This window comes from Acidobacterium sp. FHG110202_01, from assembly GCF_059115305.1.
Genome location: NZ_JBZYWJ010000006.1, coordinates 198,406 through 214,472, shown reverse-complemented (window position 1 = coordinate 214,472; position 16,067 = coordinate 198,406). Strand labels below are relative to the sequence as shown.

Below are 16,067 nucleotides of genomic sequence, written 5' to 3'. Positions count from 1 at the left end.
GACGATGACAGCGGATGAAATCCTCTCACGCAACCTGCGCCGCGCGGTCAGCAAGGATATCGGTCTGGCCAGCATTCTTCTCTACGTCCCCGCGGTCGTCGTCCACGCCCCCAATCGCGTGGCCTGGACGGACGGTAGCCAAATGTATTTTGCCGACCCCTACTTCGCCTACGAGCCGGAACATCAGGTAGCGATCACCATTCACGAGGCGCTGCATGTCGCCCTGCGCCATGTTCCGCGCGGGCAGGCCCTCGCTGTCGAAGAGGGCCCTCGGTTCGATGCGTTGGTGTGGAACCGTGCTTGCGATGCGGTGGTCAACCAGGCGATCCGCTCTTGCAAGTGGTGCCGTCTTCCGCAGGACACCTGGATGCCGGAGGACTTGCTCACGGAATCAGAACTCACGGCACGTCCGGCGCAGCTATGGACGGCGGAAGAAATCTATCGCGCAATGCGAAGGCGCGTCGCCCAGGAAGCAAACTCGCCTGTACTTCGCGCCGATGCTTTGGAGGGCGATCTCGATCCTGCGACTTCTCCAGTCCGTCCGCTTTCAGGCACAGGAATGGAACAGCTCGACTCAGGCATCTGGCGGGCACGTCTCATCCGGGCGCAGGCCGGCTCTGCGCCCGGATCGGTCCTGCGGCGACTCTCGGCCGACCTTCCCCGGCAGCACGTGCGCTGGGAAGCGGTGCTGCGGGAGTTTCTCACCGCGCGGCTCATGCCTCGAACAGAGACTTCCTGGAGCCGTGTGAGCCGGCGAACCCTCGCGCTTGGGAGCAAGGCTTGCTGGATCGAACCTGGTATCGACCGTCAGCGCGGGCTGCGGAGAGCAGGTGTCGTGATCGACACGTCGGGATCGATCAGTAGCCAGTTGCTTCATACCTTTCTTTCGGAGATCAATGGATTGCTGGTGCGCACGGGATGCGAAGCGGTACTGGTTGACTGTGACGCTGAGGTCCAGCAAGTCAGTCTGCATCGCCAGCCCATCCGTGACTATACGGCCCGCGGCGGCGGGGGCACAGACTTTCGGCCAGCGATCGATCTGTTGCGGCGGATGGAGATCGATGTTGCTGTTTACTTCACGGATCTGGCAGGTACTTTCCCGGAAAAGAACCCAGGCTTTCCTCTTCTCTGGGCAGTCACACAGGATCTTCCCGTTCCTTTCGGCCAGAAACTTCTATTGCCATGGCAAGGAGGCGCATGAATTCTCTTCGCGGAAAAATGCCCACGGGGATCGCATCGTACCGAATCACTATTGATACCGGCGAATACAATTCCGATCCTTTTGTCTTTTGTTTCTCAACGAACGGGACCGGAACCTGTATCGACCAAGACAATCCGGAGGATCCGATCGCATTCACCTGGGACCCTTCTCTCATTGAGGATCTGAACGACGACGCGCGCGAAAGCGTCCTCGAGGAGCATGCACACTCTCTCTTCTGGGATGAGATCAACGATCAGCTTGGAGACGAACGCGTGCTGCGAGCCGAGGACTTTCTCGGCGCAGAGCTGTCCTTTGAAAGCGGCAGCCAGGAAGAACTCGAGGCGCACATTCGCAGAGTGCTGTATCTCTTCCCGGCGATCTGGGATGAGGAACGCGAGGACCTCGACGTCATCATCCATGCTGGCACCGAAAGCGACGAACCTGAAGTCTCCGAATACTGCGAGTTGATGCAAGACGGAGACATCAATGAACAGGACCAGCAGAAGATCGTTTCCCTGATCCGTCTTGGTTTCGAATGGAACGATCCTGTGGGATGGACCCTCGAATACAATGACGGCGCTTCAGGCCGGGCGTCGGGCTATTACGAAGAACCATACTCGATCGACTACTCCATTCCGCGGCCGAGCTTTCATGAGCTGGCCTCAGCGAGGGAGGCGTTGCTGCGCGCCCTCAGCGAACACAACACAGGCCTCGAAGTCCGGGCCTTGGAAATCCTCGGGGATGGGTCCTGACGGGCGGCGCTCCTGCGCAACAAACTCCAGACTCAGTGTCTTGTCTGTTCCCTCAGGAGATCCTGTTCGACCCGTCTTGGGTTTGGGTCTATAGTTGGGCATAATAACGAAAGGGAGGATTCCATGAAGCCGTCGGAGGCACTACGCCAACACCGGGTCGAAATTCACCGCATCATCGAATCCGCTCACGGCCGCAATCCCCGTGTCTTCGGCTCGGTCCTTCACGGCAAGGATACGGAAAGCAGCGACCTCGATATTCTCATCGATCCCACGTCCGAAACTACCCTGTTCGATATCGGGACCATTCGCTACCAGCTGAGAGATCTGCTGGGCATTCCCGTGGATGTACTCACTCCGAAGGCGCTGGATGAGAGGATGCGGGACGCGGTTCTGTCCGAGGCACAGCCTATATGACAAGCCGCACGCCGGTACCTGACCTTCGCGATTATCTCAAACACATCCTCGAAGCCATCGACCGTATCCAACGGTACACGGAGGGATTGACCTACCCTGCGTTCGTTCAGAATACGCTGGCGCAGGATGCTGTCATCCGAAACCTTGAGGTGATTGGCGAAGCGAGCCGCAACCTGGAACGGCGGTTCCCAGACTTCGTGGCCGCACATCCGCAACTGCCCGTGCGCGCGGCCTCTGACATGCGGAACGCGCTCTCCCATGGATATTTCGGCGTGGACCTTGAAATCGTTTGGCGGACCATCCAAACGAATCTGCCGCCTTTGAAGCAGGCTGTCCTGCCGCTGCTGACCACCTAACCTCTTTCGATCAGAATTCTCTGCGCCTCAAGCAGCCGCACCTGCAGCCCTTCTGCCTCCTGCACAAAATACCGGTTCGCGCTCCATCCTCCCCTTCCCCATCCATCCATCGATTCTTCAGGAGGGTCTTCGTCATGGGAAATGTACAGTTTCACAGCGAATCCTCGGCACGCCGCTTTGGCGGAGTGGCCGAGGATTACGTTTCTCTTCATAAGTTTCTGGACCAGTCGAAGCTTTACCTGGCTGACTGGCGCCATCGCGCTCTGCTGCACACCACGTTTGGTGTCGCCCTGTGCGAGCAGTTCTTCGGCGACCTCTATCGGCGCCCATCTGACGGCAAGCAGGTGGCGACGCGCACCCTTGCCGAAGTCCACATCCTCGAAGACATGAAGGCCATCCTGACGCCGGCGGATTTCCTTCGCGAGATGCCGATCCGGAGTTGGATGAATGGCCTGACAACGGCGCAGCGCCGCTCCGTTCAAAGCTTTTGCATTCCCGAAGGCGCAACAACTTCGCAGGATGAACCTCTCGCACAGGAGGAGAAATGTATGTGATCTAAAGCATATTTTGGCAGGGCATAAAGCATATTTTGGCCGCGCCAGAATGAAGCGTCGGTCGAATCGCCTGCGAGCCTCTGGATTTCCACGTGGGCAGAGGCGGAATTAGTCTTGCTGAGCGATTTGGCGATTTATCACGCATCGAGAAGACGAGCATAAAGCTTGCTCATCTACAGTGAAGATATCGAGCACATCGCGCTTATAGGGAGTAGCGTGGTTAGCGCCGCCGGTCGCTAGCTGCGGCAAGTTGAGTGATCGCGTAATGCGGACCGCTGCCCGACCGCGATGTCCGCCGGGTTGTTTACCCACTTAACGAGGCATCGGATTTGTTGTTCGTAGCGAGTTATCTCCTCCGGATGGTTGCGTACGGTTAGGGAACTCCGCGCTGACATCCGGCCGATATGAGAATGGATAACGAAGAGCCTGAAAGGAAGGTCGAAGATATGGAAAAAAGAGAACTAAAGCGGTTCTACCTGTGCGTTGTGGACTCCGACAATAAGGTGTTCTCCGTTGAGGGCCCAATGACGGACGACGAAAGCTGGAACGAAGCGGCATGCGAAGCACAATCTGCGGGGCGATCCGTTCATTGTTTCAGCGTGCATGATCAACCTGATCGAAAAGCAATCGAGAAATCCTATGCAACTCAGACGTCTTTCACTGTAAAGCACCCTGGGAGCGTGATAGCCCTTCATCATCTCCTGGATTAGCTGTTCCCGACTTCCGGCAATGTCACTTGGGCTCCGTGCCTAATGGGATAGACGGTCGTGTGCTTCGTGACTTCATCGAGGATGCCAGGCTTCTCCAAGCGATTGACGAGCCAGCGTTGGCGCCAGAAGTCGGCGAGCAATTCCGTTCTCTGTTTGTCTCGCGTTCGGGGTATGTTGTACTGTGCAGAGTCGGTAAAGCCGAGCAGGACATCATGAAAGTTTCTGGCAAGTGCAACACCGTACACGACGCGTTTGTTTCCGTGGTTCATTAACACGTCGGAGGGAAGGCCCAGCAGTTCCATGCCCTCGCGAATCTTCCTCATCAGCGGGTTGACTCCTTCGCCGAAGATGGAGTTCACCTTGCGTGCTTCCTTCGAGCGGCCGATGAGTGTCCCCATCAGGCCGAGTGTCTCCTGGCTGATGTGAAACGAGCCGAAGCCCTCGCTGAGACCGATGGGGCGATATTCAAGTTTCTCGTGCGGCTTGCCGCCAACCGCTTCGGTAGGTACTTTGACCCGGCTGTACTGGCTCAGAGCAGAACCGTACAAACTCGTTGTGCAGAGCAAGACGAGTTGTGCTTTCCTGTGGACCGGGGCGCCACGCATGCTGGAGGCAATGAGACTTGTTTGATTTTCATAGCGGTGCTGGTATCCGTTGACGATCTCGGGACTGCATAGGAGAAGGCAGACGAGTTTGCCGCCAAGCAAGAGGTTGTAAGGCGCGACCGCGCCGCAGACGGTGATGTCCATCATGTTGACGCCTACCCGCTCGCCCTTCAGCATTCGAACAATCTGGCCGACTGCTTGCCGAAACCGGGCGTTTTCGAACGCTTGAATCCAAGCCGCCTTCGTTACGTCGTTGCCGATCTTCTGCTCCTGGAATGCCGATCGCACAGAGAGCAGAGCTGCAAGTTGTTTGGACCGCTTGCTGCGGAAAAGACTCGTCTCCGCCCGCTCGCGCCACTCCGCGACAGACCCCGTGGTGACGTGCTTGTGCCGCGCGGCGTTGGGATAGCGCCGGTGATGTTTGATGGCGCGCTCGGAATCCTTCAGGAGTTTCTCGATGATCTGGGGCGTCGGCTTCCGCAAGTCGGGCCGAGCGACGAGACTGCTATCGAGCAGGTCCTTGAGGTAGATGCTCTTGATGAAGCGGTCAACCTCCCCGAGAAGCCATGCGGCGTCCCGCTTCGGATTCGTCGAAGTCCGGAAGTGCTCGATGGCGCTTTCCGAGTCCCAACCTATCCACTTGTCCCGCGAGGACTGCTGGACTACAGAGCTGGCAAGGCAGGCAATTCCGACCACTGGATGGTTCGCCACCGCCGCATCGCGGATCAGGATCATCATGGAACGGCCTGGAACACTCTTGTAAGAGTTCACCCAGGTATGCCGGAAGTAACGCCAGATGTCCATCAGGCGTAGTCCGGTATGCTCGCAATAGGCGTCCCGCTCGACGAACTGAATGTACGGCTTGATTGCGCTGCGAAGTTGGTCGAGCTTCGATTGCAAGTCAGGCGCGCTCCGAACCGCGGACAGGTCTCGGGCAAGGCTTTCGCCATCCCGCATGACCGAATAGATGGAGTGCCACCCCTTCTTGGTCAGGCGCTTCTTTTCCATCCCTTTGATGAAGGCCCGCGTGGCCGGCTGACGCAGTTGGTCGTCTCGGTCGATCAAATGAACGTGCCGAATGCGTTCCTTCTCCGCCTCCGGCGAGAATCCGTTCGTGAATTCGATCACCACGGCCGGGGAGGTGGTGATAATGCGCCATCCCTGGGCAATGAGGTCGATGGCGACGCTCAACGACGCAAGCAATTCTAGCTGTTCCTCGGCCTGCGCCTTGGTTGGCTTGGTCAGGGGCGCAAGGACGCTGGATCGAAGTTGTTGGATCAGTTCTGCGGAGACGGCTTCACGGCAGTTGCGAACCATCCTGCGCATGCACGCGCATCTCTCGCGAAAGAGCGGCATGAGCACAGTGAGATTCGGATTGAGGGTGACTGTTTGGCCCATCGTGATTGCGTCCTAATCCAGGAAAGCCGTAAGAGCATTACTCCACGTCTCCCTCAACCGTCGGACAGCAATCTTCTCCTCCACCGATCTCAGCGCGCATTCGGCGCGTCCCACAGCAAGGAGCATGAGTTGTAGCTGGTTCAAGACTCTTGCAGATTCGACCTGCCGAGTTGCCGCCAAGGGCTGATAAATCTTTTGATAGAAGTTGTGATCCCGATTCAGTGTTAGCGTGAGTCGCTCCTGCGCCAGCGACGGACGATAAAAACTGACCTCTTCCAATACCTGTTCATCGATTCTGTAGCCCAGTTGAGTAATCCTTCCCCGAGTGCGCGGGGCGTTCTGCGCGCTCCGGCCGCGGGAGACGACCGGAACCATCAGGGAATCCCTATGCTCTGCGACAACCGTACTCTTCAATTCTACTGACTCTTCACGGACGGCAAGGTAGCGGCGCCTAACAAGGCTGTTCAGTTCTCTCGCAATGCGTTCCAGGTCCGGAGTCAGGATGCTTTCGAGCATCTCGGTTGGATAGACCTTCTGCTTCGTGTGGGTAACACCGAACAACTCGTCGAGTTCCGGGGAGAAGGAGATTTCGCAGCGCCACCAGTCGTCATAGTTCTCCTTCCTCTTGGAACCCATGAAGTACCAGCCACAGTCAATCTCACGGCCACCACGCACAATGGAGACACCGGCGCCCTTCGAGATCCCGTGCGCATTCTTCTCCTCGTTGGAGAGAGAGCACCACTGTTCGATCGGCAGCACGGCAAACCGTACCGAGATTCTCGAAGCTTTGCCACCCGGTGAGGCTACGTCGTAGTAGAGGGTTGGCCCATAGGGCTCCGCTCCGGTCAGGTTGTTGCCGTTGCGGTGAAACAGGGGATCGATCGGTTTGACCCACTCTCCATTGATCAACAGCTTCTTGCCACTGTATAGCTGGTGGCGAAAGGTGCGGCCGAATTCCAGATGGAGGTACTTTGCCTGGGTCTTCTGCGTGCGAAAATCGAGCCGGTCGCACTTGGTCAGTGCGACCACGGTCCCTGTAGGCGATGACGGAGCGTCATCAGGAGTTCCCGGTCTAATCCGGCTTGGCGCCGGAACGGCAGAGATCCCGCCAGAGGCGATTTCATCGACATCGAGATAGCTGGCCCAGATTTTTCCCGGGTCTGTCCAACTGTACACATCCACGCGGCGGGCCTGACTCAAGGAACCGTTCGGCAGACCCATACCATAGCGCCCCGTGCCCATCCGGGAGTTGAACCGCGTGCTGCCGCCGAACTGCAACGCCAGTTGCATGGTCTGGGGAGACATCCCGGTTCCATCATCCGTCACAGTAATGCACTTGCCGTCCGAATCTTCGGACAAGCAGACCGACACTGTGCTCGCCTCGGCTTCGAAGGAGTTATCGACGAGTTCGGAAAGAGCTGCGGCTGTGCTCTTGTAGCCGGAATCCCGTGTGGCTTCAATGAAGGTTTGGATCGCGACTAGGGGATATTCTCCAGTCCTATACTTTGACATGCTTCACTACCTCCTGATAGGCGGATGGCAGGTCCCGCTCCACCAGGTAGTCGGGCAGCAGAATGCAAGTTCCTCCCGGGCCGTGCGTCAGGGGGTGACGTTTTTCTGCTTCTGCCTTGGAAAGAAGAGCGGAATAGGTGCCGATCGCAACAGATTTGGTTCCGCCAACAGGGGTAGCGAGCAGGGCCGCATCGGCCCACGCAAGCGTCCACCCCTCCAGTTGGAGAAATCTCGCCAGCGGTTCCAGAGTGGCCCGCTGCTCCCCAGCGGACGGGATTGCCGGCAGTTCGCTCAGTCTCGCGTATCGAAGGAGTTGCAGGCCCAGCCGACGATCCAGCCGCGGGTGGAGGAAGCGGTTCCCGTAATGTCGCAGACACTTTGTGCAGGAACGCTCACAGTGTGCGGGGCAGACTGTCAGCAGGTCCTCAATGCGAGGCAACATCGCCTGCAGGTTCCTCCCCACTTCGTATGCGTAACCGGCGCCGCCCGACGCGGTATCAAATAGGTATATCTCGGCGGTTCCGATGCCTCCATGTGTCGCAGGGACGAAGCGATAGCCGGAACTGAGTTCACCAGGATCGATAGAGAGTCCAAGACTCGCCCCCAGCGCTACAGCCTCCGAGCAGGTTGCGAGTGCGTCGTTGACCCACGGTCGCTCAGGATTGAAGTCCATCGTGGCGTCGAATTCGAACCGCAGAAGAAGAATATCCGTGCGGAACTGGTGTCCGAGGTAAAGGCCCTTCCGGACGTGACCGCTGCAATGCTTGGGCGGCTGCTCCCTCTTACGGACATACTCGGGCAGCAGAAAGGGCCGCGAGTGCTCTTTCTCAGACTCGGGGTCGTCAGAGAGCCAGGCAGCGCCGCAGGTTTCGCACACGCCAAAGCCTGTACCGTTCTTGCCTTTGTTGGTAACGATCAGCTTAACCCCTTCCCGATAGGCAAAGGAGATCTGCGACCCGGTGAGGCTATCCCATTGAAAATCCCGATCAACCAATTCGGGAAGCTGGGCGCTGGAAGCGTAGGTAATGTCCTGATCTCTGTCCTCGTCCCTCAGGCGCCTGCCTGCCTCCGGAGAAAACGCGGGCGGATCCAGCAATTCGTTCGCCTGCAGTTCTCCGTGGCAGACGGGGCATTCCTGCTGGGAGGGCGGACTCGCGACGTCGGCGGTCTGTTCCAGTCGCACGAAGGAGCATCGCGGACACCCGATGTAGCGTTCCCGAGGTCCATCAAACCGTCCTTCCGCTGGACTAGCGGTTGCCAAACCATCGAAGAAGATTCCTCCTACGCGATAGGTCTGTTTATTGACGACGAGGATTCTTCCTGGCGCGTATTCACTGAGAGCCTGCGTCTTTCCGAGTTGCGGACGCTCCCGTTCGATGACCTTGCCAAAGTCCGCGTACTCCTGGATCACAAAACTGCAAAGATCGGTTGGAAACGCATAAGAAGGCAGCAAGCCTTTATCGAACAGAAGATCGAGTAAGGTGAGCGGTTCAGCTGTTTCCTCAGGAGCAGTTGGTTCTTCGGCACCGCGGGCTTCATTTGCTTCGAGTTCCTCTTGAATCGCCTTGAGTTCCTCGGTCAGTTCGGCAGTGATCGCCTTAACAAAGGCGGATTTCTTGGCTTCACGATTGCTCGGATCAGGAAACAACTCATCGGGAAGCCATGACACGATACGGTCGTGGACTCGCTTTGAGTCCGGTCCCTTCGCCCACTGCTCGAAAGCTGCGAAAGTGAACTGGTCGTCGCCGTGGAAGAATGCCGTGGCGAGTCCGAAGGCACTCATTAGGTCGGGCTTGGATGCGGCGAGGGTGCTCTGCTGAGCCTCCGGTAACTGGTCCATCTGTTCATGAAAGAAAGTCTGGAGAAGGAATGAGTAGATGTGCCGCTTGGCGAGGCGCTGGTTGTCCGACTTGATGCGCGGCTCGCGCGCCTGGCCACTGATCATCACCTCAGGATGTTCGAAGTGAAAGGCATCGTGCGGTCCTCCCTGAGCGAAGGTGAGTACACTCGACACCGATGTTCCTCTGCGCCCTGCGCGACCGGCTCGCTGCTGATAGTTCTCCCTCAGCGGCGGAACAGTCCGGAGACCAACTGCGGTCAACGATCCGATGTCGATGCCCACTTCCATCGTGGTGGTACAACTCAGGACGTCGACGGCGGGTTTGTCTTTCCCCAAAGGCACGTCCTGGAAGCGCAGTTCAAACTCCTCGGTTGTCGCATAAACGACTCCAGTGTCTCGCTGGGATAGCTGCGCTGTGTGTTCTTCCGCGGTGATATGGACAGGGCGCTGTCCCTTCAGCACCGCGCGCAGGGGTTCGCGGAAGAAGTCCTTCCTCGCCCGCATGTAGGGGTGGTCTGGAGGGCGCGGCTCCAATTGCTTTTGCCCACACTCGGCGCATGAGCCGAGGAACGGCTTGAGTTGCACATAGCCACAGAAGAGGCACTGAGACCAAACTTCGTCAATCGCTGTCTTGATCGTGAGCGCGTCGCTTATCAGCAAACGTCCTGAATCGTCCGTGCTGACCGCCGTACGCGTGAATAGGTCGAAAAGCTCGGTACGCAACTGATCGACCGAGTCCGCGTCCAGTTGTGCTCGTTTTGCAACTTTTGCAAAGAAGGTCTTGAGACCGTCTGCACGAATCGGCTCGAAGTATGGGAACTCCTGATAGCGCGCCGTCAAAGAGAGGTTCGGATCGAAGGCGTCGTGATACAGCATCTCGTGAATCCACGCCTCTGCAATCTCGGTCAGTGTCTCCGCGGGGATGGCCGTCACGCGGCGTTCGAGTAATTTGAGTTTCGTCTGGCGTGGTTGCACCACAACGGCGCAAGCGGCGATCAACGAGTAGTAGGGGTCGCTGATCTGACGTAACAGAGCTTGCCGAAAGCGTATTGGCGGCGCCGCTTTCCATCCATCCTGAAGGGCGAGGTCAAGATCGAGGTCGTAGTCCTTTTCCAGCCGATGGCAGTCCTCGAGTAGCGCCTTCTGGTCCTGCCCATCAAAGAAGTGCAGGTGGTGGCGCGCGCAGACCAGGACAAATGCGGCATAGAGGGTTTCGTCCGGGACAGGTGGCTTTCCGATGTCGGCGAGTTCCTTGAGTGCAGCAATGAGCGCCTCACGGAGAGAATCGCGCTCCACTTCGCGCGGAAGGTCACGCGCTAGCCGAGCTGCCTTCTGCCGCCCGTCGCTGAAGAGCAGAGCTTTACGACCCTCATTCGGGTGGCGCTCGTCGAGGGGTTTGGTCGCGACCTGATTAACGAACTGCTCGCGGATGAGGTTCGCGAATGGCTGCTCACCCTTCGTCGCCAGATCCATGATCTTGAGTGATCCGCCAGTGTTGGTTCGGCGCGTGCAGACCGGACAATTTGTGAATGTGGATAGGCCTTCTTCCTCGTCTGCTTCCGTTGGCCGATATACCAGCCTGAATCCGGCCGTTTCGGACGGTTGCCGTTCCTGCAGTCGGCCAGTGGCAATGTCAAGCCATACCGGCTCCACGCTGCGAATCTGGTCCGGGTGGGGCTCCTCAAGGAGAAAGTGGATTTCGTGGAGAGGGGCGCCAAACTGCGACAGCGTTCCGCCATGCTCGTTCCATAGAAAATCTGCCCTGCGCCCGACACCGAACGCGCGCATGAAGGATGTGCCGCAATCCCGATGCGTGAATATCTCGAAGACGCGGGCACCACATGGGCAGTTGGTCCGCGGCTCCGTATAGAAACGGCCGAGCACCGACTTTCCATCCGCTGAGTACCTGCGTTGCGTACATTCCTCATTCAGGCAGGCGTGAACCGATGGGAGGCCACGGAAGAACATGTGGACTCGTGTCGGGAGTAGGGGCTGCTCTTGTCGGCCACTCTCATGGCGCCGGGCGAAAGAGCCCAATGCGAGAAGACCATCTGTTGCCGCCTCGGCCTCTTGCTGAGGAACTGTCGGGAAGAGCTGGCGTGCAAGTGACTCAAATGCCGTCCCGTTGCCGGCGCATATCTCGATCAACAATTCCAGCGGGCCGGTACCGGCGAGTTGCTTGCTGACGTACTGTGGCCGGTCCCCGTTTGGCGTTTCCCAGCCAAGGGACGCTGCGATCGAGGCAAGAGCCTGTTCGATGGCTGCTTTATCGATTCCGGCAAATACCGCGGGATCGACGGCTGCAAATGCAACTGCCTCCGCCATCGTTCCAGGAGATGACTTTGGCCTCGCCTCTTTGGTGCCGCGGATGACCGTAAAGCCGCCGCTCTTCCGCTTGCCGGTCAATGCCTCTCCAAACAGTTTTCCTGCCGCCTCTGCGGCCGGGCCATCCCCAAGGCTCGCGCTGGTCAGGATGCAACGCATTTGGTCGCGTGAGATTCCAAGCCTCGATTGCAGGCGGCGAATCAGAAGGCCGACTTCCGCGCCTGAGACACCGCGGTACATGTGGGCCTCGTCGAGAATCAACAGAAACTGGTTGCGGGGGTCGCTTGCGAGCCAGTCGTGTGTCTTGCGGAAGATGGAGCGTTCAATCGGCCGCAGCAGCATATACTCGAGCATCGAGTAGTTGGTCACGAGCAGGTCGGGCGGATTCTTCTGGATCTCATGCCGAGTGAGCAGTTCACGATCGCCGGGCTGCGTAATCAGACGGTGATCCCAATGTCTGGATCGATAGGTCTTTCCGGTGTTCTTCCCTGACTTATAGGTCTTAACCTCTTCTTCGTCTGGAGCGAAAAATCCGATAAGGTCTTTCGCCGGCCAGCGGCCTCGGTTTTTCAGTTCCTTAACGAGGTCTTGTTTCTCTGCATCCCCGGATTCCTCAAGTTCGACAAAGTATTCTAGCAACGGCGCGATATTGCGTCCGTCCTTGTCGTTGCTTCGTATTCCGGGATACGGTGTGCGGCTTGTATACATGCCAAAGCGCGGGCGTCGTCCCCAGCGTGTTTCGAATAACCCAGCCATGCGCTCATCTCCGAAGAGCCTCCGTAGTCGAGACGTTTGGTCGCTGACCAGCGCATTCATCGGATAGAGCAGGAGGACGCGAACTCCAGGCATGGCGAACGATGCGGCACGTTCCGTCGCTTCGATGGCGAGCGAGCCAATCGCGGAGTATAGAAATGTTTCTGTTTTTCCCGAACCGGTTCCCGTAGCAACGATCAAGTCGTCGGCACTTTTCCCGAAGAATGCTTCGAGCGCATCCGCCTGGTGTCTGTAGGGTGGGTAGACGCCGATCGCAGGCCGAAGCGCGCCCAACTCTGTGAGGAGACCGCTGACGGTCCTCGGAATCTTCAACGAATTGAAGCTCTGTTCGACGGCGTAAGAAGGCGTGACTTCAACGAAAGGGCGCTGGGCGATCGAGCCTGGTTCGAGGAGCAGGCGATGACGTTCCCCAATGAGCGCCGGATCCTTGATGTGGTACTGGGCCTCAAGGTAGCGCTGAAGCCGGTTATGAATCCTCTCTGCAACCTGCTTGATTCCGATGTCGGTCATCTGTGCGTCCTTACAAACGTGCTGACGCCCAACGTAGCCAGCCGCTTCTTGATCTCTACAGCGTGCTCTTGATGAAATGTCCAGGTCTGCGGATAGTACTTGTCTTCGGGCACGGATAACTGTCCCAGCGCAGCGAAGAGTCTTTGCTCCGCCTGCGGCAGGACGCTCTTGAGAACGAATGACGTATTGGCGAGACGCGAAATCTCCTCGACCGTAACCGCCTTCTCCGCCAGCAGATCGAGTCCATACAGCAGCCTCCGAACGTCGAAGGGCGGCATGGTCCGAATCCCGATGATCTGGCCCTTCGCGATCTTTACGGCGTAGTGCCTCTTACCGCCGAAGGGGAGTTCCTCGCGGCACAGATAAATACCCGAGAGCTTATCGGTGCGGTCTACCCAGCGAAACATCTGAGGCGTCGAGACCGAAAACAGTTCAGGAGCATAGACTTCGATAGACCGGCCGGTAGGACGGTGGCGCTCGTAGCTGCCCTCCAGGACCGATTGCGTCCATTCGCGCAGATCGTTCGGAGCGAGTCCCATCCACGCCTCCAGACTCTGCTGTGGCAATTCGAACTCTTTCGAGAGCACGGCGCCCTTTATTCTTCTGTAGGGGCCAAGGTGCTCTATCTGGGCAGCATGCTCGACAGGCAGCAACGATGTTGGGAATCCCCCTACGAGCAGCCGCATATCATCGGCAGTGCCCAGGCGCACCTCCCGCGTCGGCGCGGGCAGCCACTGGCCGGTGGACATCTCCACCATATCCCCGCATTCGGATAGCTCCTGAACGGCCTCTTTCAACTTCCCTCGGGATGCGTCGCCGGCGAAATGCAGGGTTGACGCGAGATTCAGCAGCCGCAGAACGTGTACGGGATGAACGCCATCCGTGAGTGCCCATGCGCAACTCCGCAGCAAAGCGCAGTCTTCGGCTATCTGATCGCAGGCTTCGCTTCCCGTAAGTTGGCGCGCAAGGATGGCGTGCGCCTCCACTTCGGTGATGGCTTGCAGTTGCGTCATGCGATCGACCGCCTTGCGAGACTCACCCATTCGCCGAGTTCGCCGTCGAGGGTCTTCTCGAGTCGCGCAGTCTCCGCAGCACGCTCATCGTCGTTCGCCAGCGAGGAAAGATACGGAACCACGATTGACTTCGTGATTGCCGCTTGTTGTGCTGCTTGATCCGAAATCACCGCTGCCAGTGGACCGGCGAATCGCCTTGCGTTGCCGTGGAGCCGGGGAAATTCTTCCGAGATCCATTCCAACGGATCGCGTGTTGGAGAAACGTCCAGGAGTCCGCTCGATCCGTCCACCTCTGATACATCACCGAGTTCTGCACGCTCTGTGAATTCACCATCCGCATCCGCCACTGCCAGGATGCTGTCCTTCCAGACAGCGGGGGCAACCGGAAGAGTTGTGGGGCCTTCGATCACTGTGGCTGCAAGGAGTAGATTCGCCGGCCACTGCACTCGGGTTTCGGATCGATACGGGTCGGATGGGTCGATCGCGTATGGATGAAACAGCGGAATCGCGGCCGCGCGATTTCGGAGCAGCCTGAGCAGCGGCAGAAGATAGGATTCCGTAGCTCCGCGGTTGATCCCGTCGAGTACGACCAGAAATGGCCCTTCATGCTCGCGCGCTGCGCGGATGACGTCGAGCAGGCCTGCCGGGTGAGGGACAAAGCTACCATGCTCCAATTTGCCGAACAAGTCTTGCGGATCAGCTGTCGCCGATGTCACCTCGACGATGAGTTTGCGGCCAGCACAGATCACATGCGCATAGGCTTCGAGGGCCTCAAGGGCTCGCGCCCCGCTCACGACGGGCACGAAGCCAGAGGCGAATGCGGCGTGAATGGGCTGGTAGCTTGTCGTCACAACTCCGAGCGCCCGTAGAGCAGGAATCATTCGTGACCGCAGTTCCTTAATGTCTGCGATCTTGAACTTTGCGACGGGCCAATCGGGCGTCCAGCCGGCTCGATGACCAGGCTGCGAAGCCCTCCCTTCGAGGAAGGGTCGCAGAAGAGCGACGTCTGCAAGCAGTGCCGGCACATTCCCGAGCACCTGGTCGATCCTGCCTGCGAGGGCGGCCTCAAGACTGGATGCCTGCTCCTTGAGCCTTGCCTCGGCATCTTCGAGTTGACCGCGGGCGGACTTGACGGCGTCCTCTATATCTTGGCGCTCCTTGCGGAGTTGTGTCACAGCGGCCTGTTCGGCTTCGTATTCGCTCTCAATTCTCCTGCGGATCTCGTCCCGCTGCCCCTCGTAGAACTTCTGGATTTCCTGAACGACTGACGGGTGATCCCGGAGCCCAGTGAATATCTCTACGGCGAGGGAAACAATCTGCTGCGTATCGGCAGCAAGTTGTCTGGCCCGGGTGAGACGGTAGAGTTCCAATCTCGCGTTGGCGTCGGCTCCGTACTGTGTCAGTTGTGTGGTCGCATCGTCGATTACTTGTCTCGGCAGGTTCGTGCCATTTCCTTTTAGGCGTGCGGCCGCTTCGATGGCTCGACGCATCACTAACTTGTCGTCGTCCCAATCGACGTAACTGAAGGGACTTGGAGGGAGGTTTCCCGCCAATATGGTGCGAGTTCCGTTGTCGAACGTGATGTCGAGGAAAGCATCGTTCCCGAGTTGGTAGCAGGCGATGCGGGCGCGATTGTTCTTCTCGAGAACGGCCCTCCCAGAGCCCTCCGAAACCAAGCTGACTGGGCCCACGACCAGGTCGCCAGCGCAGCGAATCATGTATTTCGGAGAGGCGAGATGCGGAAGTTCAATTCCGTGCGTGAGCGCGAGACGTACCTGTTCACAATCGCCTACCCAGCGCAGATCGAGAGTTTCAATGGCAAGCTGCGAGTCAACAGCCATGTATTCGTCAGGGCCGCCGTTCTTGACGTCATTCTTTGCGTGGAAACGGACAAGGGCGTGCTCCCTGGCTCCCGCAGCACGTGGCCAGAAGATCGAGCCACGGCTGGGAAATTCGTCCTGTGGTGCCAGAACGGCTTCCCAGGTATCGTTGGTCGCCTGGGCTAAGGGGCGGATCCACGCGATCTGGTCCTCATACTTGTCCCGTCTGGTGCCCGTAATAACGCCAATCAGTGTTCGCACGCCGAGTATCCCGATCCATTAA

At 58.3% G+C, this 16,067-nt stretch carries 10 protein-coding genes; 5 read left to right on the top strand and 5 right to left on the bottom strand.

The window, feature by feature from the left end; translation table 11 throughout:
* Positions 1–4: 4 nt before the first annotated feature.
* From AC5S16_RS14300 to AC5S16_RS14280, 5 genes are all read left to right on the top strand, one after another.
* Positions 5–1,201 carry a vWA domain-containing protein gene (locus AC5S16_RS14300; RefSeq protein ID WP_493930756.1) on the top strand — a complete coding sequence of 399 codons (1,197 nt, stop codon included), beginning with the start codon at positions 5–7 and terminating at the stop codon, positions 1,199–1,201.
* Positions 1,198–1,953 (top strand): hypothetical protein, encoded by a 756-nt coding sequence (locus AC5S16_RS14295; protein WP_493930755.1) that lies wholly within the window; start codon positions 1,198–1,200, stop codon positions 1,951–1,953. Before AC5S16_RS14300 ends, AC5S16_RS14295 begins: the two co-directional genes overlap by 4 nt.
* Before the next feature lie 123 nt (positions 1,954–2,076).
* Positions 2,077–2,367: a nucleotidyltransferase family protein gene (locus AC5S16_RS14290; RefSeq protein WP_493930754.1), complete on the top strand. Its 291-nt coding sequence runs from the start codon at positions 2,077–2,079 to the stop codon at positions 2,365–2,367.
* Positions 2,364–2,723 (top strand): HepT-like ribonuclease domain-containing protein, encoded by a 360-nt coding sequence (locus tag AC5S16_RS14285; RefSeq protein WP_493930753.1) that lies wholly within the window; start codon positions 2,364–2,366, stop codon positions 2,721–2,723. The genes AC5S16_RS14290 and AC5S16_RS14285 overlap by 4 nt, the downstream gene beginning before the upstream one ends.
* A 134-nt stretch (positions 2,724–2,857) precedes the next feature.
* On the top strand, positions 2,858–3,277 hold the full coding sequence (locus tag AC5S16_RS14280; protein ID WP_493930752.1) for a DUF6915 family protein: 420 nt from the start codon (positions 2,858–2,860) through the stop codon (positions 3,275–3,277).
* A 706-nt stretch (positions 3,278–3,983) separates the two neighbouring features.
* Here AC5S16_RS14280 and AC5S16_RS14275 read toward each other — a convergent pair.
* The 5 genes from AC5S16_RS14275 to AC5S16_RS14255 are packed head-to-tail and all read right to left on the bottom strand — an operon-like array spanning position 3,984 to position 16,045.
* The gene (locus AC5S16_RS14275) at positions 3,984–5,990 is read right to left on the bottom strand and encodes a Druantia anti-phage system protein DruA (protein ID WP_493930751.1); all 2,007 of its coding nucleotides are present in this window, start codon (positions 5,988–5,990) and stop codon (positions 3,984–3,986) included.
* A gap of 12 nt (positions 5,991–6,002) precedes the next feature.
* Positions 6,003–7,502, bottom strand: coding sequence for an ATP-binding protein (locus AC5S16_RS14270; protein WP_493930750.1), 1,500 nt, complete (start codon positions 7,500–7,502; stop codon positions 6,003–6,005).
* Positions 7,489–12,951 carry a DEAD/DEAH box helicase gene (locus AC5S16_RS14265; RefSeq protein ID WP_493930749.1) on the bottom strand — a complete coding sequence of 1,821 codons (5,463 nt, stop codon included), beginning with the start codon at positions 12,949–12,951 and terminating at the stop codon, positions 7,489–7,491. The genes AC5S16_RS14270 and AC5S16_RS14265 overlap by 14 nt, the downstream gene beginning before the upstream one ends.
* On the bottom strand, positions 12,948–13,964 hold the full coding sequence (locus AC5S16_RS14260) for a hypothetical protein (protein WP_493930748.1): 1,017 nt from the start codon (positions 13,962–13,964) through the stop codon (positions 12,948–12,950). The genes AC5S16_RS14265 and AC5S16_RS14260 overlap by 4 nt, the downstream gene beginning before the upstream one ends.
* A complete protein-coding gene (locus tag AC5S16_RS14255) occupies positions 13,961–16,045 on the bottom strand; it encodes a hypothetical protein (RefSeq protein WP_493930747.1) in 2,085 nt (694 codons plus the stop codon). Before AC5S16_RS14255 ends, AC5S16_RS14260 begins: the two co-directional genes overlap by 4 nt.
* Between the last annotated feature and the right edge of the window lie 22 nt (positions 16,046–16,067).